Source organism: Caballeronia sp. J97, from assembly GCF_905220305.1.
Classification (GTDB): domain Bacteria; phylum Pseudomonadota; class Gammaproteobacteria; order Burkholderiales; family Burkholderiaceae; genus Caballeronia.
Window position 1 is genome coordinate 1 of sequence record NZ_CAJMZL010000003.1, and the last position, 18739, is coordinate 18739.

At 64.7% G+C, this 18739-nt stretch carries 15 protein-coding genes and 1 pseudogene; 7 read left to right on the plus strand and 9 right to left on the minus strand.

Going from position 1 to position 18739, the window contains the following annotated elements:
* The first annotated feature begins 98 nt into the window (after positions 1-98).
* The 3 genes from U4Y90_RS06580 to U4Y90_RS06590 all read left to right on the plus strand — a co-directional run bounded on the left by U4Y90_RS06580 (position 99) and on the right by U4Y90_RS06590 (position 3162).
* Positions 99-1631, plus strand: a complete 1533-nt coding sequence (locus tag U4Y90_RS06580) for a CoA-acylating methylmalonate-semialdehyde dehydrogenase (protein WP_321793473.1) — start codon at positions 99-101, stop codon at positions 1629-1631.
* 12 nt (positions 1632-1643) lie between these two features.
* Positions 1644-2528 (plus strand): 3-hydroxyisobutyrate dehydrogenase, encoded by an 885-nt coding sequence (gene mmsB, locus U4Y90_RS06585; protein ID WP_321793475.1) that lies wholly within the window; start codon positions 1644-1646, stop codon positions 2526-2528.
* Between the two features lie 277 nt (positions 2529-2805).
* Positions 2806-3162, plus strand: coding sequence for a hypothetical protein (locus tag U4Y90_RS06590; protein ID WP_321793477.1), 357 nt, complete (start codon positions 2806-2808; stop codon positions 3160-3162).
* Between the two features lie 70 nt (positions 3163-3232).
* On the opposite strand, the gene U4Y90_RS06595 is transcribed toward U4Y90_RS06590, so the two are convergent.
* The 4 genes from U4Y90_RS06595 to glgC are packed head-to-tail and all read right to left on the minus strand — an operon-like array spanning position 3233 to position 8351.
* Entirely contained in the window at positions 3233-4669 is a 1437-nt protein-coding gene (locus U4Y90_RS06595) for a dihydrolipoyl dehydrogenase (protein ID WP_321793479.1), read from the minus strand.
* A 32-nt stretch (positions 4670-4701) separates the two neighbouring features.
* On the minus strand, positions 4702-5502 hold the full coding sequence (locus tag U4Y90_RS06600; RefSeq protein WP_321793481.1) for an SDR family oxidoreductase: 801 nt from the start codon (positions 5500-5502) through the stop codon (positions 4702-4704).
* A gap of 56 nt (positions 5503-5558) precedes the next feature.
* Positions 5559-7022 (minus strand): glycogen synthase GlgA, encoded by a 1464-nt coding sequence (glgA, locus tag U4Y90_RS06605; protein WP_321793483.1) that lies wholly within the window; start codon positions 7020-7022, stop codon positions 5559-5561.
* A gap of 54 nt (positions 7023-7076) precedes the next feature.
* A complete protein-coding gene (gene glgC, locus U4Y90_RS06610; RefSeq protein WP_321793485.1) occupies positions 7077-8351 on the minus strand; it encodes a glucose-1-phosphate adenylyltransferase in 1275 nt (424 codons plus the stop codon).
* A gap of 484 nt (positions 8352-8835) precedes the next feature.
* On the opposite strand from glgC, the gene pdxY reads away from it, so the two are divergent.
* Positions 8836-9717, plus strand: a complete 882-nt coding sequence (pdxY, locus tag U4Y90_RS06615) for a pyridoxal kinase PdxY (RefSeq protein WP_321793487.1) — start codon at positions 8836-8838, stop codon at positions 9715-9717.
* Here the strand turns inward: pdxY and U4Y90_RS06620 are convergent.
* Positions 9714-11263: pseudogene (locus U4Y90_RS06620) on the minus strand (IclR family transcriptional regulator). The gene pdxY and the pseudogene U4Y90_RS06620 overlap by 4 nt on opposite strands.
* A 183-nt stretch (positions 11264-11446) precedes the next feature.
* On the opposite strand from U4Y90_RS06620, the gene U4Y90_RS06625 reads away from it, so the two are divergent.
* Together U4Y90_RS06625 and U4Y90_RS06630 are read left to right on the plus strand one after the other, a co-directional pair.
* Positions 11447-12406: an MBL fold metallo-hydrolase gene (locus U4Y90_RS06625; protein WP_321793489.1), complete on the plus strand. Its 960-nt coding sequence runs from the start codon at positions 11447-11449 to the stop codon at positions 12404-12406.
* A gap of 104 nt (positions 12407-12510) precedes the next feature.
* Positions 12511-13854, plus strand: coding sequence for an MFS transporter (locus tag U4Y90_RS06630; RefSeq protein WP_321793491.1), 1344 nt, complete (start codon positions 12511-12513; stop codon positions 13852-13854).
* Here U4Y90_RS06630 and U4Y90_RS06635 read toward each other — a convergent pair.
* On the minus strand, positions 13848-14327 hold the full coding sequence (locus U4Y90_RS06635) for a hypothetical protein (protein ID WP_321793493.1): 480 nt from the start codon (positions 14325-14327) through the stop codon (positions 13848-13850). The two genes, U4Y90_RS06630 and U4Y90_RS06635, sit on opposite strands and share 7 nt — an antisense overlap.
* Positions 14328-14529: 202 nt before the next feature.
* Positions 14530-15387 carry an alpha/beta hydrolase gene (locus tag U4Y90_RS06640; RefSeq protein WP_321793495.1) on the minus strand — a complete coding sequence of 286 codons (858 nt, stop codon included), beginning with the start codon at positions 15385-15387 and terminating at the stop codon, positions 14530-14532.
* A gap of 384 nt (positions 15388-15771) precedes the next feature.
* On the opposite strand from U4Y90_RS06640, the gene U4Y90_RS06645 reads away from it, so the two are divergent.
* Positions 15772-17091, plus strand: a complete 1320-nt coding sequence (locus U4Y90_RS06645) for a tetratricopeptide repeat protein (RefSeq protein WP_321793497.1) — start codon at positions 15772-15774, stop codon at positions 17089-17091.
* On the opposite strand, the gene U4Y90_RS06650 is transcribed toward U4Y90_RS06645, so the two are convergent.
* Positions 17058-17522: a hypothetical protein gene (locus U4Y90_RS06650; RefSeq protein WP_321793499.1), complete on the minus strand. Its 465-nt coding sequence runs from the start codon at positions 17520-17522 to the stop codon at positions 17058-17060. The two genes, U4Y90_RS06645 and U4Y90_RS06650, sit on opposite strands and share 34 nt — an antisense overlap.
* 269 nt (positions 17523-17791) lie before the next feature.
* On the minus strand, positions 17792-18619 hold the full coding sequence (locus U4Y90_RS06655; protein WP_321793501.1) for a shikimate dehydrogenase: 828 nt from the start codon (positions 18617-18619) through the stop codon (positions 17792-17794).
* Positions 18620-18739 lie beyond the last annotated feature (120 nt).

The following is an 18739-nucleotide window of genomic DNA, read 5'->3' on the forward strand; positions in this document are numbered from 1 at the left end:
GACATGCTTTTCCCCTCGGCGCCGCACCGGCGCTTCGTCCGCGCGTCTTCGCTTCCTCTCCCAAACCCGGCGTTTGCAACTTTCCAAAGGAGTGACTCGTGAATATCGCTGCTGAACATCCGGCGCAGAGTGCGTCCGTCCGTACGGCCAAGCTGCTCATCGACGGCCGGTTCGTCGATTCGAAGACAACGGAGTGGCGCGACATCGTCAATCCCGCGACGCAGGACGTGGTCGGCCGCGTGCCTTTCGCGACGGTGGACGAAGTGAACGCTGCCGTCGCCGCGGCGCACAAGGCGTTTCAGACGTGGCGCACGACGCCGCTCGGCACGCGCATGCGCCTGATGCTCAAGTTTCAGGATCTCGTGCGCCAGAACCAGAAGCGCATCGCGCAGACGTTGACGGCGGAGCAGGGCAAGACACTCGCCGATGCCGAAGGCGACATCTTCCGCGGGCTCGAAGTCGTCGAACATGCGTGCTCGATCAGCACGCTGCAGCAGGGCGAGTTCTCCGAGAACGTCGCGGGCGGCGTCGACACGTACACGTTGCGCCAGCCGATCGGCGTGTGCGCGGGCATCACGCCGTTCAATTTTCCCGCGATGATCCCGCTATGGATGTTCCCGATGGCGATCGTATGCGGCAACACCTTCGTGCTGAAGCCCTCGGAGCAGGATCCGCTTTCGACGATGGAACTCGTCGAACTCGCACTCGAAGCGGGCGTGCCGCCGGGCGTGCTGAACGTCGTGCACGGCGGCAAGGAAGTCGTCGATGCGATCTGCACGCATCCCGACATCAAGGCGATTTCGTTCGTCGGCTCGACGGCCGTCGGCACGCACGTCTACAACCTCGCGAGCCAGCACGGCAAGCGCGTGCAGTCGATGATGGGCGCGAAGAATCACGCCGTCGTGCTGCCCGACGCGAACAAGGAGCAGACGCTCAACGCGCTCGCGGGCGCGGGCTTCGGCGCGGCGGGCCAGCGTTGCATGGCGACGTCGGTGGCGGTATTCGTCGGGGCGTCGAAGGAATGGGTGCCCGAACTCGTCGAGAAGGCGAAGACGCTCAAGGTCAACGGCGGCACGGAGCCGAATACGGATGTGGGACCGGTCGTGTCGAAAGCGGCGAAGGAGCGCATTCTCGGGCTGATAGGCAAGGGCGTGGAAGAGGGCGCGACGCTCGCGCTCGATGGCCGCGATATCGACGTGAAGGGCTACGAGAGCGGCAACTTCATCGGCCCGACGATCTTCACGAACGTCGATACCGACATGACGATCTACAAGACCGAGATCTTCGGCCCCGTGCTGTGCGTGGTCGAAGCCGAGTCGCTCGACGACGCCATCGCGATCGTCAACCGCAATCCGATGGGCAACGGCGTCGGCCTCTTCACGCAGAGCGGGGCCGCGGCGCGCAAGTTCCAGAGCGAGATCGACATCGGTCAGGTCGGCATCAACATTCCGATTCCGGTGCCGGTGCCGGCGTTCAGCTTCACGGGCTCGCGCGGCTCGAAGCTCGGCGATCTCGGCCCGTACGGCAAGCAGGTCGTCCAGTTCTACACGCAGACGAAGACGGTCACCGCGCGCTGGTTCGACGACGCCACCGTGAACGACGGCGTCAACACGACCATCGCGCTTCGCTGAGGGAGATTTCTCATGCACATCGGCTTCATTGGTTTGGGGCACATGGGTGGCCCGATGGCCGCCAATCTCCTGAAGGCGGGGCACGCGGTCACGGCGTTCGATCTCGTGCCCGCCGCGCTCGAAGCGGCTAAGGCGGCGGGCGCGACGCTCGCCGCGTCGCCGCGCGCGGCGGCCGAAGGCGCGGAAGTCGTCATCACGATGCTGCCCGCGGCGCAGCATGTGAAAACGGTCTATCTGAGCGATGACGGCGTGCTTGCGGGCGTCGCGAAAGGCGTGCCGCTCGTCGACAGCAGCACGATCGATCCGGCCAGCGCGAGGTTCATCGGCGAAGCGGCGGCGAAGCAGGGCAATCCGTTCGCGGATGCCCCCGTTTCCGGCGGCGTCGTCGGCGCGCAGGCGGGCACGCTGACCTTCATGGTCGGCGCGGACGAAACGCTGTTTGAAACGCTGCGCCCTGTTTTGTCCGGCATGGGCAAGAATATGGTGCGTTGCGGCGAAACCGGAACCGGCCAGATCGCGAAAATCTGCAATAACCTGCTGCTAGGGATTTCCATGATCGGCGTCGCCGAAGCGATGAAACTCGGCGAAACGCTCGGCATCGACCCGGCGAAACTCGCGAGCATCGTCAATACGTCGACGGGACGTTGCTGGAGTTCGGATACGTGTAATCCCTATCCGGGCATCGTCGAAACGGCGCCGGCTTCGCGCGGATATTCGGGCGGATTCGGCGCCGATCTGATGCTGAAGGATCTCGGGCTCGCCGTCGATGCCGCGCGCGGCGCGAAGCAGCCGGTTTTCATGGGCGCGCTGGCACAACAGTTGTATCAGTCGATGAGCCAGCAAGGACTCGGCGGACTCGATTTTTCGGGCATTATCAAGCTGTACGCGAAGAACTGAAGGCATTAAGCGGCACTCCAATACTTTAGGAAATCGGCACGCACGCGCGTGCCGATTTTAGGGCCGGGAAATAGCTGCTTTATTCAGTTGCACTGCACAAAGCGACGCGTAATCCCATACTGGGCGCGATCATCGGGAATACGATGATTCGCTTTCCAGAAAATTGTCCTATTCTGAAAGCACGACGCCCGTCTGCCGTTCAATCAGAACGCTCCGGTTGCGCCACGGTGCAGGTAGAACGCCCGTCGTTTTCGGGCAATCAGATGAGGAGTACGCGATGCAAGTAACACGTCACTTAAATATGGAATTGCGGCACGCCACGGTGCCGACTTATGTAGCCAGCTATTTCTTCCCGTTGCTGCTATTGGCATACGAAGTCTGGCGAGTGGGGTCTTGGGTCGCGGTGAACGGCTTCAACTTCATGAACTTTAACTCGATGGGTTATGAGTTCGCATTGATGATCGCCGTGTTTTGCATGCAGGTCATCGTGGAAATCGCGTTCCTCGCGGGTGCCGTTCTGACAAAGCACAAGGACGTCGGCCATCGGCTGGCGAATCTGCTGCTGGGGCTTTTCTGCTCGATGGTCGTGCTGGGTTTCGACCTTGCGCTGCAATATGGCCTGAGCGGAAGCTGATCGAAAACGGTTTTCATATCTGATTCGGAAGACGAAACGCCGGTTGCACGCAACCGGCGTTTTCTTTTAACTAGTAACCTGCGGCGCTCGGCAATGCGGGCGGCGTCTCCGACCGTTCCTCATAGCATTTTCTGTCCGCATCCTTCAGCGCGCTGCGCAAGCCTTCCTCCACGACCGGATGATAGAACGGCAGACTGAGCGCTTCATCGAGCGTCAATTCGAGTTGCAGCGCCCACGCGAGCAGATGCCCCAGATGTTCCATCGCCGGGCCGCAGCCTTGGGCGCCACGCAGCTTGCCGGTCTTCGCGTCGGCGTAGACATGCAGCAGGCCGCGATTCTGGCGCAACACGCGGCTTCTGCCCTGAGTCTCGAACGATGCTTGCCCGGTCACCGTCATCTGCTTGTCGAGATCGTCGTACGATGCGCCGACGCTCACCACCTGCGGCTCGCAAAACACGATCGAGAACGGCACCTTGCGCCGGATCGACCGCACGTCGGGAAAGCGCGCGGCGTTGTCGCCGGCGAGCTTGCCTTCGTCGGCGGCGTCGTGAAGCCACGGGCGCGTGCCGTCGCAATCGCCGGCGATGAAGATCGTGCTCTTGCCGCATTGCATCGTGGATTCGTCGAATAACGGCACGCCCTTTTCGTTCAGTTCGATGCCCGCGTTCTCGAGCGCGAGCGGCCTCAGGTTCGGCGCACGGCCCGTTGCGGCGAGCACGAGATCGAAGCGCTCCACGTGCGCCTGGCCATCCAGCGAAGTGAAGCGCAGCGTCGGCTGGCCGTCGTCGAGCGTCATCGCTTCGAAGTTGGCGTCAGGATCGAAATAAAACTCGTCGGCAAGTGCGGCGGCGAGCGCGTCGCGCACGGGCTTGTCGGTGAGCGCCGCAACGTGGCCGCCCCTGCCGAACATGAAGAGGTCGACGTCGAGCCGCGCAAGCGCCTGCCCGAGCTCAAGCGCGATCGGCCCCGCGCCGAACACGGCGATGCGCTTCGGCAGCGTGCGAAGCTCGAAGAGATCGTCGCTCGTGATGAGCTTGTCGCCGAACACCTTCAGCTCGTCGGGCACGTGCGGCGCCGTGCCCGTCGCGATCACGACACGTTTCGCTTCGACGCGCGTAGCGTTGCCGATCTGCAAACGCGTCGGCGTTTCGAAGCGCGCCTGGCCGCGCAGCAGCGCGCCGGCGGGCAAGGTTTCGACTTCGTCGAGCACGCTCCTGACGAAGTAATCGCGCTCGCGCCGCACGTAGTCGAGCACGTGGGCGTAGTCGGCTTCGAGCGCGTGCGTGCCTTCGATTCCGCGCGCGGCCAGCGCACGCGCGTCGTGAAGTCCGTTCGCCGCCGCGAGCAACAGCTTGGACGGCATGCAGCCGACGCGCGCGCAGGTGGTGCCCAATTCGCCGCTCTCGATCAGCACCGCGCTCACGCCCGCGAGCCGCGCCGCGCGAAACGCGGCCATGCCCGCGGTGCCGGCCCCGATCACGGCGACATCCACTTCGATATCGTTCATTCCGATTCCCGTCGTTGCGTGTCGATGCGCTATCAGCCGTTATCCGCGAATCCCGGATAGAGCGTCATGCCGCCATCGACGAAGAGCGTCGTGCCGACGACGTAATCGCTTTCGTCGGACGCGAGCCAGATCGCCGCGCGGCCGATATCCTCGACCTCGCCGACACGCCCGTACGGAATCAGCGTCAGCAATCGATCGAGCTTCTCCTGTGTATCCCACGCGTCCTTGTTGATCGGCGTGCGGATCGCGCCGGGCGCGATGCCGTTCACGCGGATGCGCTGCGGCGCGACTTCCTGCGCGATCGTTTTCATCATCATCTGGATGCCGCCTTTGGACGCCGCGTAATTCACGTGACCCGCCCACGGAATGACCTCGTGCACGGAGCTCATGCAGATGATCTTCCCGAGCGCCTTCGATACGTCGCGCATGCCGCGCCGCTCGAATTCGCGCACGGCGCGCTGCGCGGTGAGGAACTGACCGGTGAGATTCGTTTCGATCACCGTTCTCCAGTCCGCGAGCGTCAGTGCGGTGAACGGCGCGTCCTTCTGCAAGCCCGAATTCGCGACGACGATATCGACGGTGCCGTAGCGCGTCACCACGGCGTCGAACATCGCGTCGACCTGGGTTTCGTCGGACACGTCCGCGCCGACTGCGAACGCTTCGCCGCCTTTCGCCCGGATCGCGGCGGCGAGCTTCTCGGCGGGTTCCGCATGCGAGTGATAGTTGATGGCGACGTGCGCGCCCGCATCGGCGAGCGCGGTCGCGACGCCTGTGCCGATGCCCGAGCTCGCGCCCGTCACGAGCGCGATCTGTCCTGCGAGGGGTAAGTGCATTTGCGTTCTCGTGTGAGGTTCGCCGTGCGCGACGCAAATTGCGCGCCCGACGACCGTCACGTGCCGAGCAGCTTCCGATAAACCTCCGCGTACTGGAGCGCCGCGGCTTCCCAACTGAAGTTCTGGCCCATCGCGCGCTTGACGACGGCTTTCCAGTCCGTGCGCCGCGCCTTGAGTGCGAACGCGCGCCGGATCGCGCCGACGATGCCCGCGCGGTCGAAGGTATCGAACACGAAGCCGGTCGCGAGGTCGTCGGCGAGATTTTCGAGCGAACTGTCGACGACGGTGTCGGCGAGCCCGCCCACGCGATGCACGAGCGGCGGCGAGCCGTACGCGAGCGCGTAGAGCTGGGTGAGGCCGCACGGCTCGAAGCGCGACGGCACCATCACCACGTCGCTGCCGGCGATGATCGAATGCGACAGCGTCTCGTCGAAACCGAGTTCGACCGCCACGACGCCCGGATGCGCCGCCGCCGCGTTCTTCATGCCGGTCTCGAGCGCCGGGTCGCCCGTGCCGAGCACGACGAGCTGGCCGCCCCGCTGCACGATGTCGGGCACGGCCGAGAGCAGCAGGTCGAGGCCCTTCTGCTCGGTGAGCCGGCTGACGACGCCGAAGAGCAGGGCGTCGTCGTCGCGCGCGAGTCCCATGCGCTCCTGCAGCGCGGCCTTGCACTTCGACTTTCCGGACGGTTTCGCGGCCGTGTATTTCGACGCGATCGATTCATCCGTCGACGGGCCCCAGATCGAATAATCGACGCCGTTCAGAATGCCGGTGATGTCGTGCGTGCGCGTCTGCAACAGGCCGTGCAGGCCGGCGCCTTGCCCCTGTGTCTGGATTTCGCGCGCGTAGGTCGGGCTGACGGTCGTGATGCAATCGGCGTAATAGAGCCCCGCCTTGAGAAACGAGACGTGGCCGTAGAATTCGACGCCTTCCATCGCGTAGAAATCGCCCGGCAACTGCAGCGCGCCGAACTCCGACGCCGGAAACGTGCCCTGATACGCGAGATTGTGCACGGTCATCACGCTCGCGACTCGCGCCGCGCCGCCGCGCTCGAATGCGCGCAAATAAGCGGGCGCGAGACCCGCGTGCCAGTCGTGCGCGTGGACGATATGCGGCTTCCATGCCGGATCGGCGCCCGTCGCGATGCGCGCGGCGGCCCAACTGAGCAACGCGAAGCGGCGATCGTTATCGCCGTACGGGCGATGCGCGGCGTCGAGATACGGATTGCCCGGACGATCGTAGAACTGATCGGCGCGCACCACATACACGATTACGTCGTGCGGCTGCAGCACGCCGCGTTCGAGCCGGATGTTGCCCGCGCCGAACGCGCTGCCCAGATCGGCGACGGGCTGGAGGTCGTCGAGACCCGCCAGCACCGCGGGAAAGCCCGGCAGCACGACGCGCGCGTGCGTGCCCAGTTGAGATTGCGCGGGCGGCAGCGCGCCGACCACGTCGGCGAGGCCGCCCGTCTTCAACAGCGGAAACATTTCTGCTGCGGCATGCAGCACGCATACGGTCATCGGCGCTCCCGTCGATTGGATTCTTGTCGTCGTGTTCGTGCGGCGCGCCGCCGGCTAACCCTGCGGGAGACGCGCCAGCGCTTCTCGCGTGATCAGCGTGACGCCGGATTCCGTGCGGAAGAAACGCGCGGCGTCGTCATCCGGGTCCTCGCCCACCACGAGGCCTTCGGGCACCGTGCAGCCGCGGTCGATCACGACGCGCTGCAAGCGGCAACTCGGCCCGATGGTCACCTGCGGCAACAAGACTGCCTCATTGATGTTACAGAACGAGTGCACCCGCACCGCCGACGAAAACACCGACTTCGACACCTGCGATCCCGAGATCACGCAGCCGCCGCACACCAGCAGATTGGTGATCGCGCCTTGCTGGCCGTTCAGGTCGCGCACGAACTTGCCTGGCGGGAGCTGCTCCTGATTGGTCCAGATCGGCCATTTGCGGTCATACAAATCGAGTTCGGGAATCGTCGATGCGAGATCGAGATTCGCGGCCCAGTACGCGTCGACGGTGCCGACGTCGCGCCAGTAGGCGGGCGCCTCCGGATCGCTGCTCGAAGTCACGCACGACATGCCGAACGGATGCGCGATCGCCTTGCCCGTCGTGACGACGCGCGGAATGATGTCCTTGCCGAAGTCGTGATCCGTGTTCGACGTTTCGATGTTCTCCTGCAGCATGTCGTAGAGATACTTCGCGCTGAACACGTAGATGCCCATGCTCGCGAGCGCGATGTCGGGCTTGCCGGGCATCGCGGGCGGATCGGCGGGCTTTTCGAGGAAGTCGGTGACACGGCGGTTCTCGTCGACGTGCATCACGCCGAACGCGACGGCATCCATGCGCGGCACCTCGATGCAGCCGACCGTGCAGTCGGCGCCGCTCTCCACGTGATCCAGCACCATGCGCGTGTAATCCATCTTGTAGATGTGATCGCCCGCCAGCACGATCACGAACTCCGGCCCGATCGAGCGGACGATGTCGAGGTTCTGGTACACCGCATCGGCCGTACCGCGATACCAGCTCGAATCGACGCGCTGCTGCGCCGGCCAGATATCGATGAACTCGTTGAACTCGCCGCGCAGGAAACCCCAGCCGCGCTGCAGGTGGCGAATGAGCGAGTGCGCCTTGTACTGCGTGACGACGGCGATGCGGCGGATGCCGGAATTGAGGCAGTTGGACAGCGCGAAGTCGATGATGCGGTACTTGCCGCCAAAGTGGACGGCCGGCTTCACGCGCTTGTCGGTGAGCGGACCGAGCCGGGTGCCACGCCCGCCGGCGAGGACGATTGCGAGGGTCGACTTCTGCAAATCGGTGCGATTCTTAGCCAGCGTCTCCATGTCAGCCTCCTGATTTGACCTGCGACTATTGATGTCTTGCCGTGTGTTCGTCCTCGTATTTTCGATGTATGCATCGATGAAGCATTATCGGGCGCGTCGTCGAATTCGTGTGCTGAAGTCGCTCGTTTTTTTGTCGTGCGCGGGAGCGCCGAAGTGGCCGGTGGGTCGAGCAAGCGGCGTGCCGAACGCCGCACGGGCGTGCTGCGCGCGGCGCACTGGGCGTGACGGTGTCGCGGCGGCGCGACCTTTTGGGCTTCTGATCGATTGCATCGCTCGACAAAACGCGTCCGCGCAATTTATAACGGGCACGCCATGCCGCAGTGCGTCGAGGCACGGCACAATACGATGATTGCAATGCCCGCGCGCGCCCGCAACCGGCGTTCACGGGTGTTCTCCCTGTAGCCGGGCGTCGCGCTGCGCTGCACGACCGCCCGAGCGACACACGTTTCACCTGACCGGACACGATCAATCGGGAAATCAGAACATGAACAACGTCCTGAGCATTCAGTCGCATGTGGTGTTCGGCCATGCGGGCAACAGCGCGGCGGTTTTCCCGATGCGGCGTCTCGGCGTCAACGTCTGGCCGCTCAATACCGTGCAGTTCTCCAATCACACGCAGTACGGACGCTGGACCGGCAGCGCATTCGACGCCGAGGAACTGCAGAGCGTGATCGAGGGCATCGGCGCGATCGGCGTGCTGGCGCGCTGCAACGCGGTTCTGTCGGGCTATCTCGGCGCGCCCGAGCAGGGCCGGGCGGTCGTCGAAATCGTGAAGATGGTGAAGGCGGTGAACCCCCGCGCACTTTATTTCTGCGATCCGGTCATGGGCCAGACGGGCGGCTGCACGGTCGCGCCCGGCATCGAAGATTTCCTCGTCACGACTATGCCCGAGATCGCCGACGCGATCATGCCCAATCATGTCGAGCTGGAAAAGCTTGTCGGGCGCGCGATCGAGACAGTGGAGGAAGCCGTCGACGCATGCCGCGAAGTCATCGCGCGCGGTCCGCGCATCGTGCTGGTCAAGCATCTGCTGGATCGCAACAGCCGCGCCGACACTTTCAACATGCTCGCCGTGACGCCGACCGAAGCCTGGTTCGCGCAGCGCCCGCTTTATCCGTTCGCGCGTCAGCCGGTGGGCGTCGGCGATCTCACGAGCGCGGTGTTCGTCGCACGCACCTTGCAGGGCGATTCGCTGCGCACCGCGCTGGAGCACACGCTCGCGGCGGTCAATGCCGTCGTCAAGGCGACTTACGACGCGGGGCGCTACGAGCTGGAGATCGTCGCGTCGCAGGACGAGATCGCGAAGCCGACCGACCGTTTTCCCGCCATTCGCGTGACCGGCACGGAGATTCTCAGGCGCGGCTAAGTCGCCTCCATCAGTCCGAAGCGCCACGACAAGCGCCGCGTCGCGGCCAGCAGCGCGCGTGCGAGCGGGCCGTCCGGGGCGCTGTCGAAGCCGCCCGATGAGCCGATCAGCGCGATCACGAGACACACGCTGCCAGTGTGATCGAACACCGGCGCGGCCAGCGTGTGGATGCCGGGCACCGGCGCGCCGAGCGCCGTGTCGAGGCCGCGTTCCCTGATTTCGCCGAGTCGTGCACGATACGCGGCGTCCCGTCCCGCATCCGCTTGCGCGCCCGCGAGGCGGATGCCGTCCTGCGTCATCAGGCTCGCGAGCACGTCGGCGGGCAGATGCGCGGCGTAGACCCGCCCGATCGCCGTATTGACGAGCGACATCACCGTGCCGACCCGCAAGCTCACGTGCTGCGGCCGCGCCGATTCTTCCAGCCGGATCACGGTCGGCCCGAGCGGTCCGAGCGCGGCCGCGGCGACCGTCATCGACGTGCTCGCGGCGAGCGCGACGATCTCGCTTTCCGCGTCGCGGATCGGCGACAGGCGCTGCAGGGCAATCAGTCCGAGTTCGCGGCTCAATGGACCCGAGTGGAAGAGTCCCGCGTCGTCGCGCGCGAGCAGGCCGACTTTCACGAGACTGACCAGATGCGCGAACGCCTTCGCGGGCGGCATCCCGGCTGCGGCTGCGAGATCGCGCAGCGCGAGCGGCTTGCCTGCCGCGACCAGCGCGCGCAGCAGATCGCCTGTTGCATCGAGCGCGTTGATGCCGCGTTGCGGCTTGGCGTCTTCGTCGAATATCGTCATGAAAGCAAGCCGGTGATGTCGCGCGCCGCATCCCTCAGCGCGCGCGCGAGCGGACCGTCCCAGTCGACGTCGGCGAGTCCCGTCGGGCCGATCGCCGTCAGCGCGAGCTGCATGCGATGCGCGCCGTCGAACACCGGCACGCTCATGCTGCTGACGCCTGGGCTCGGCGCATCGACGCTGCGTTCGATCCCGCGCGCCCTGATTTCGGCAATGCGCGCGGCCAGTTCGGGGGCGTCGGCCTCGGCTTGCTGCGTGCGCATCGCGGCGACGCGGGCGTCATCGTCGAAGGCGCGGAACACGCGTCCCGTGGACGTCGCCGACAGCGACATCACCGTGCCCACATGCAGATTCACGTGCAGCGGATAGCCGCCGCGCTCGTAGCGCACGATCGTCGGACCCTGCGGCCCGGCCACGCTGACCGCGACGCTCATACCGGTTGCGAGCGCGAGCGCCGACACGCGCGGCGCGGCCGCCCGATACGCCGGCTGATGTTCCAGATTCAACAGACCGAGCCTGAGCGAGAGCGGACCGGGCTCGTAGTTGCCGGTGAGCGCGTCGCGCTTGACGAGCCCGAGACGCGCGAGGCTCACCAGATAGGTATGCGCCTGCGCGCTGGAAAGTTCGGCTGCTTCGGCCAGCGCGCTCAGCCCGAGCGGCTCGCGCCGCGCGACGAGCGCCTCGAGCAGACGCGCCCCGACTTCGACGCTCTGGATGCCGCGCTGCTTTTTTTCTTCGCCGATTTCAGAACGGGCCAAAAGAGACTCCGCGATCTATAAAGGTTCAACGAACCGCAGATGTTAGCCGACGACGAATCATCCGATGAAGCGATTCGGTATTTACCCGTAATTTGTAAATAGCAAGTTTGCTTGCTGTTGACAAAAATCAGCCGCAGGCCGATCATCCACCCATCCCCACGAGAATGGAAGCGAGACACGACCATGGCAAAAGCATTCGCATCGCAGGCCGATCTGGAAGAGAAGAAGATCAGCTTCACGCAGCTTTCCGAGAACGCGTACGCGTATACGGCGGAAGGCGATCCCAACTCCGGCGTGATCATCGGCGACGACGGCGTGCTGATCGTCGACACGACCGCCACGCCCGCGATGGCGCAGGATCTCATCGAGAAAATCCGCGGCGTCACGGACAAGCCGATCAAGTATGTCGTGCTGTCGCATTACCACGCGGTGCGCGTGCTCGGCGCGTCGGCGTATTTCGCGGAAGGCGCGCAGCAGATCATCGCGAGCCGCGGCACGTACGAAATGATCGTCGAGCGCGGCGAGCAGGACATGAAATCGGAGATCGAGCGCTTTCCGCGCCTCTTCGCCGGCGTCGAGACGGTTCCCGGTCTCACATGGCCGACGCTCGTCTTCGAGAAAGAGATCACGCTGTTCCTCGGCAAGCTCGAAGTGAAGATCGCGCATCTCGGTTCGGGTCACACGAAGGGCGATACGGTCGTCTGGCTGCCGTCGCAGAAGGTGCTGTTCTCGGGCGATCTCGTCGAGTACGACGCCGCCTGCTATTGCGGCGACGCGCAACTCGAAGAATGGCCGGCGACGCTCGAAGCGCTGCGCGCGCTGAAGGCGGAAAAGCTCGTGCCGGGACGCGGACCCGCGCTGCTGTCGCCGGCGGAGGTCGACAAGGGCCTCGACTATACGAAGGATTTCGTCACGACGCTGTTGCAGGCGGGCCGCGAAGCCGTCGCCGACAAGCTCGACCTGAAGGGCTCGATGGCGCACACCCGTAAAGCGATGGACCCGAAGTTCGGCCACGTCTTCATCTACGAGCACTGCCTGCCGTTCGACGTGTCGCGCGCCTACGACGAAGCGAGCGGCATCAAGCATCCGCGCATCTGGACGGCCCAGCGCGACAAGGACATGTGGGCCGCGTTGCAGGACTGACCGCCATTCTGTGCGGCGCGCACTGACGCGCGCCGCTTCTCCCTCTCTCAAGGCAAAAGGCGCGTGCAAGACGCCGGCCTACTCACGCCCATCTGGAGCGAGACATGTCGAAGTCGATCAGCACGGCGGCGCTCAGCCCGAGCGCCGCCGCGGAAGCGCACGCCCTTTCGGACGATGCGCTGTTCCGCAAAATCGCGTGGCGGATCATCCCTTTTCTGTTCCTGTGTTACGTCGTGTCGTTTCTGGACCGCATCAATATCGGCTTCGCGCAGTTACAGATGAAGCACGATCTCGGCTTCTCCGATGCGATGTACGGCCTCGGCGCCGCCGTGTTCTACGTCGGCTACGTGCTCTTCGAAGTGCCGAGCAACCTGCTGCTCGCGAAGTTCGGCGCGCGCCGCACTTTCACGCGGATCATGCTACTGTGGGGCGCGGCGTCGGTCGGCATGATGTTCGTGTCGACGCCGGGGCATTTCTATCTGCTGCGCTTTCTGCTGGGCGTGTTCGAAGCGGGCTTCTTTCCCGGCATCGTGCTTTATCTGACCTACTGGTTCCCGGCGAAACGTCGCGCGGGCGTGATGTCGGTATTCTTCGCCGGCGTGGCGGTCGCGGGCGTGTTCGGCGGACTCGTCTCCGGCTGGATCATGCGCGACATGGCGGGCGTGATGGGCCTGCACGGCTGGCAGTGGATGTTCGCGATCGAAGGCGCGCCCGCGGTGCTGCTCGGGCTGATCGCCCTGCGTCTGCTGGTGGACACGCCGCGCGACGCGCGCTGGCTCGCGCAAACGGAGCGGGATCGGCTCGCGGCATTGTGCGGCGCCGAAAATCACGACAAGCACGATCGCAGCGGCATGCTCGATGCGTTGCGCAACCCGCGCGTCTATCTCTTCGCGTTCATCTATTTCTCGCTGACGTGCGCATCGCTGACGCTGAGTTTCTGGATGCCGCTGATGATCCGCGATTTCGGCATCACCGATGTCATGTCGGTCAGCCTCTACACCGTCGTGCCGAACGCGATCGGCGCAGTGGGACTGATTCTGATCGCGCGCCATTCGGATCGCGTCGCGGAGCGGCGCAAGCACTTCGCGTGCTGCACGATCGGCGGCGGCATCGCGCTCGCGGCGCTGACGCTGCATTTCCCGAGCTTTCCGCTGATGCTCGCGATTCTTTCGCTCGCCGCGACGCTGATTTTCGCCGCGCTGCCGATATTCTGGGCCGTGCCCGCGAGCCATTTGCCGGGCAAGAGCGCGGCGGCGGGCATCGCGTTCATCAGCAGTATCGGCATCACGAGCGGGATCGTGAGTCCGTGGGTGATCGGCCAGATCCGCACCGCGACGGGCAGCATGGATCTCGCCGTGCACCTGCTTTCGTTGCTGCTCTTCGCGAGCGGCGCCGCGCTGATGTTCGGGCTGCGTGGCGATCAGGCGTCAGCGGCGAGCGATCATTGAGGCATGGCGGCGGCCATCGCCTTGAAGTTTTCGGGCGTCGCGAACGCGAGATATTCGGCCTGCATCTCGGGCGTGAGGAATTCGAGCATCGTCGAGTTTTCGATCCAGAATTCGATCACGTGGAAAAAGTTGTCGCCGCGCGTGCAGCGTACCGCGCGCCAGCCTTCGCGTTCGCCGATCGCGATGACCTCATCGCTGCTCAGCTTCGTCGCGATGGCCATGTGGAACGCGCTGTACTGCGGGCGCCTGATCGTATCCGCGCCGTAGCTCACGCTTTCGTCGTGGCCGCCACCGGGCGTGATCACCTGATCGCTCGGATAGACCTCGATGATGCTGCCGCGATCGTCGCCCGCGACCGCCATCCACGCGTCGGGAAAGGGCGAGAAGGGCGCGGCGAAGCCGTCCCACAGTTCGGCCAGTACGTGCGCGACGTGTTTCGGATCGTTGGCGGGGATGGAGGCATGGAAGATCATCGCGATGGACTCCGGTGGACGCGAGAAGGACCGCGCGGCGATGCTTTCATGGCGTGCGCGGTGGTGTCAATTCGCAGTGCTACGATGTGCGGGATTCTTCCAGAGTCTATTGTTAAGAATATTTTCAAACGCGTCAGGACTCAGCGCTTATCCGACAAACGCCGATCCCGAATCTTTTTAAGCGATTAGCGCACGCAACGAATCATTCCGCTGACGCAAACGCGCCGATATCAGCCGCCAAACGCGCCGCGTCGCTCAGAAAGACGCCATGCGGCGCGCCTTCGTAGACGACGAGACGCGCATTCGGAATCAGGCGCGCCGTGCGTTGCGAAGTCAGCTCCAGCGGATTCGACACGTCGCGATCGCCTTGTACGATGAGCGTCGGCACGTCGATGTCGCGCAACTCGTTGCGGAAATCGCCGCTACTGACCGTTTCGTTGCACGCGAAAAGCGCCTGATGCGACGTGCGCAATGCCATTTCCCGGATCCAGTCGATCATGGCCTGCGATGCGCCCGGCCCCGCGAACGGACGAGCGTTGTCCGCGAGCCACTGCGGATAATCCGTCATCAAGTCTTGCTGGAAGGCATCGACATGGGCGCGGTCGATGCCATCGGGATTGTCGGGCGCTTTAGCGAGTATCGGCAGGGTCGACGCGATCAACGCAAGTCTCGCGACGCGCGCGCTGCCGTGACGCGTCAGATAACGCACCGCTTCCGCGCCGCCCATCGAATAGCCGACGAGCGTGACGTCCGACAGATCGAGCGCCTCGATGACGGCGGCGAGATCGTCCGCGAGCGTGTCGTAGTCGTAGCCGCGACCCGGGTCGCTCGAGCGACCGTGGCCGCGCCGGTCGTAGGTGATGCAGCGAAAGCCCTGTCGCGCGAGCGGCAGCATCTGATACGCCCACATGTCGCCGGGCAACGAATAGCTGGGTACGAAGACGATCGTCCTGCCGCTGCCGCGCGTGCCTTCGGGCTGCCAGTCGCGATAGAACAGTTCGACGCCGTCCGTGCTTGCGATGAAACCCGGGCGGGCGATTCCGGCATGCGTCGCTTTCATTGCATTCTCCTGGTCGATGAGCAGTGTGATTGCATCGTCGCAGGAGAAAGTGAGGCCGGCAATTACGTCAGAGGTAATAGGCCGCAAGCAAAAAAAAACGCCGCCTGGAGAGGCGGCGCGAGCACGTCCGCTTGTGGGCTCGAAAATCGAGAGCGGACGCTTGAGGAGACAGGGCGACGCGACTCAGTATGACAAAGCGCCAGCCTCCGCACAATCGCCGATTCGAACCACTGCATTTCAGGAAGACTCACACGGATGATTCGACCTGCGAATGAATCGAATCGATGCCGTATTTCGGATTTGTCTCGTGTTTTAAAGCATTCTTAGACGGCTTGATTGATATAAACTCAGCAAGCGTTTCAAGACTTCTGCCTTCCGTTATTCATGTATTTCGAAGCCGACCAGGCTCTATCCATTGCACTCGATATGCGCCGCTCGGGCGACTGGCTTGCCCTCGAGCGTTTTTGCATCGAAGCCTTGCAGCGATTTCCGCGAGACTATGAGCTTCGATGGCAACTGAGTCACTGCCATTGGCTGCGTCACGATAGCGTGTCGGCCGAAGCGGTCATGCGCGAGGCCGCGCTGCATCATCCTGACAACGGCCAGGTGACCGGCGCGATCGCCATGTATCTCAACGAGCAGTCGCGCTACGACGAAGCCGAAGAGATGTACCACCGGGCGCTCTCGCAGGCGCCGGATTCGAGCTGGCTCGCGGTCGATCTCGCGGACCTCGAACTGCGCCGCGGTGAGTGGCGCGGCGGCTGGACGCGCTTCGGCCGCCGCGTTTCGGCACACCGTGAGAACGGCGTGGTCGCGCGCATGGAGCGGGTCGCCCCGCGCTGGCGCGGACAGCCGCTCGATGGCAAGCGCGTCGTCGTCTACCGCGAGCTAGGCCTTGGCGATGACATTCAATTCGTGCGGTACTTTCCACGGTTCGCGGAAGGCGTGCGCAGAAACGGCGGCGTGGCCCTATTGGCGGTGCGTTCGCCGTTACATCCACTGATCCGGCGGTTCGTGCCGGATTGCATCGCGCTCGAAACGCACGAATTCGGTACCGTCGACTACACCTTCGGCATGATGAGCATGCCGCTATCGATCGGCCTGTTGCCCGATCAGGTCGATGGCCGCGCCTATCTCGACGCCGCGCCGCAACGCATCGACATGTGGCGACGCATGCTGGCGTCCGACGGCACGAATGCGCTGCGCGTCGGCCTCGTATGGGCGGGCAGCCCGACGCATCGCCGCGATGCCCAGCGAAGCGTGCCTATCGAGGCACTCGCGCCGCTGTGGAGCTTGCCGAACGTCGCGTTTTATCCCGTCGCGCCGGGTCGCGATGGCGACATCGCAGCGATGCGTTCGGCGGGGGCGCGCATCGCAGGGCTATCCGAATATCGTGAGCATTTTCACGACTCGGCCGCGCTCGTCAGCGCGCTCGACGTGCTGGTGACCGTCGACAGCTCGCCACTGCATCTCGCGGGCGCGCTCGGCAAGCCGGTACTGGCGATGATCGATCGCGCGTCGCATTGGTGTTGGGGAACAGGCGAGACGCAGCCGTGGTACGACTCGGTGCGGCTCATTCGCCAGCGCGCGCCGGGCGAATGGGCGCCCGCGGTTGCGCGCGTCGCCGCGGCGCTGTCGGGGCGGCTTGCCGGGGGCGCGGCGCCGGAAGATCAGCAGGCGTCGGCGCCCGTCAGTCTCGGATAGCCGGGCTGGCTGGAATCGATCGTCGTCACGCACGCGCCGTCATTGAGATCGAGTGTGCTGTCGATGTCGCGCTTCGAGCCGTCCTTCATCTGCACGCTGTAACGGTAAACCTTCGTGGTCTGCTCCGGGCTCTTCTGGAACAGGCTCGTCAGGTCGAAACTCAGGCCCGCGCCGCCGCCCGCGCCATTCCATCCATTGCCGCCGATGCCACCGCCGCCCACGCCGACCGTCGGACCGGAGGGCGAAGCCGTGCCCGCCGACACGGTCGTCAGATATTGCTTGCCGACGATGCGGCCGGTGCCGAGCGTGCTGTCCGCCGGCAGCGGCGCCGATGCGCCGGGTCCGCTCGCACATGCCGCGAGCATCGCAAATGCGATGGCCGCGAAGCCTGCTCGCGCAGCGCGTTGAACTGCTTGTTGATCCGATTTCATTCCAGCCTCTTACGTGCGCCCGCACGCTCTATTTGCCCTCGAAGCGAGCGCGGCGCATGGGGATCGCACGCTCATGCCGGCGCGGCTGGAAACATCGCGAAAAAAACGCCGCCCTGAATCGGACGGCGCTTGTCGTGGAATCGCTCTGGGACCAGCGGACCGGCGCGCCTCGCGAGGGACGCGAATGCGCGGCCGGAATGTTGAACGAATGTGTGCCGCGATTGAACCAGATTGCTCCGATTCATCACGCGGCGAACGGTCGCGCGTGCTTAGTCCTGCAGCAGATACGCGACGATCGCGTCGCACACGCGGCCGAACATCTGCGTGCCGGTGACCGTCGTGCAGCCGCGCGCGCGGGCCGCTTCGATGAACGGCGTGAGCGGCGGCTTGGTCACCACGTCGCCGACGAACGTCGTCGGCGACAGGCGCGAGGTGTCGATCGGCAGCGGATCGCCCGGACGCATGCCCGCCGGCGACGCGTTCACGATGAGTTCGTAGGTTTCCGCCGGCGCGTCGTCGGCGACGCTCACCGCGCCACGGCCCAATGCGGCGAGCCGCGAGGCGAGGGCGCCCGTGCGCGTGGCATCGAAATCGCGAATCGCGAGCGACGCCACGCCTGCATTGACGAGCGCATGGCCGATCGCCGAACCCGCGCCACCCGCGCCGATCAGCAGCGCGCGCTTGCCCTTCGGGTCGCAACCTGCCTCCCTCAACGCGGCGACCATGCCGATGCCGTCGGATGCACCGCCGTGCCAGGTGCCGTCGGTGTTGCGCCGGAGCATATTGACCGCGCCGAGGAACGCGCCTTCATCGGTCAGCGTGCTGCAGTATTGCGTCGCGCTGAACTTGTGCGGCACGGTGATGATCACGCCGTCGCAATTGCGCAGCGGCGCGATTCCCGCGAAGAACGCGCCGAGATCGTCGGGCGCGACGTGCGCCGGAATCACGATCGCGTCGCGCCCCGCCGCGCGCAGCGCCGCGGTCACACCCGATGGCGAGCGCACCTGCGCAATCGGATCGCCGACGATGAAATAGACGCGTGTCGCGCCGCTCAAGCCCGCATCGAGCGATGCGGAAAAAGAAGTGTCCTGCGCCATGCCTCGATTGCCTCCTGAACCCTGATCGAAAAATTTTGCGTCAACTCGTGATGTGAATGCTAGTCTAAAATGGAATACTGTTCAATAAAATTATTGTGCTCGAATCAAGGCAACTAACCG

What these genes read in the sequence shown, in the direction of transcription:
- mmsB (WP_321793475.1), top strand. Translation starts at nt 1,644, where the DNA reads ATGCACATCGGCTTCATTGGTTTGGGGCACATGGGTGGCCCGATGGCC.
- U4Y90_RS06590 (WP_321793477.1), top strand. Translation starts at nt 2,806, where the DNA reads ATGCAAGTAACACGTCACTTAAATATGGAATTGCGGCACGCCACGGTG.
- U4Y90_RS06595 (WP_321793479.1), bottom strand. Translation starts at nt 4,669, where the DNA reads ATGAACGATATCGAAGTGGATGTCGCCGTGATCGGGGCCGGCACCGCG.
- U4Y90_RS06600 (WP_321793481.1), bottom strand. Translation starts at nt 5,502, where the DNA reads ATGCACTTACCCCTCGCAGGACAGATCGCGCTCGTGACGGGCGCGAGC.
- glgA (WP_321793483.1), bottom strand. Translation starts at nt 7,022, where the DNA reads ATGACCGTATGCGTGCTGCATGCCGCAGCAGAAATGTTTCCGCTGTTG.
- glgC (WP_321793485.1), bottom strand. Translation starts at nt 8,351, where the DNA reads ATGGAGACGCTGGCTAAGAATCGCACCGATTTGCAGAAGTCGACCCTC.
- pdxY (WP_321793487.1), top strand. Translation starts at nt 8,836, where the DNA reads ATGAACAACGTCCTGAGCATTCAGTCGCATGTGGTGTTCGGCCATGCG.
- U4Y90_RS06625 (WP_321793489.1), top strand. Translation starts at nt 11,447, where the DNA reads ATGGCAAAAGCATTCGCATCGCAGGCCGATCTGGAAGAGAAGAAGATC.
- U4Y90_RS06630 (WP_321793491.1), top strand. Translation starts at nt 12,511, where the DNA reads ATGTCGAAGTCGATCAGCACGGCGGCGCTCAGCCCGAGCGCCGCCGCG.
- U4Y90_RS06635 (WP_321793493.1), bottom strand. Translation starts at nt 14,327, where the DNA reads ATGATCTTCCATGCCTCCATCCCCGCCAACGATCCGAAACACGTCGCG.
- U4Y90_RS06640 (WP_321793495.1), bottom strand. Translation starts at nt 15,387, where the DNA reads ATGAAAGCGACGCATGCCGGAATCGCCCGCCCGGGTTTCATCGCAAGC.
- U4Y90_RS06645 (WP_321793497.1), top strand. Translation starts at nt 15,772, where the DNA reads ATGTATTTCGAAGCCGACCAGGCTCTATCCATTGCACTCGATATGCGC.
- U4Y90_RS06650 (WP_321793499.1), bottom strand. Translation starts at nt 17,522, where the DNA reads ATGAAATCGGATCAACAAGCAGTTCAACGCGCTGCGCGAGCAGGCTTC.
- U4Y90_RS06655 (WP_321793501.1), bottom strand. Translation starts at nt 18,619, where the DNA reads ATGGCGCAGGACACTTCTTTTTCCGCATCGCTCGATGCGGGCTTGAGC.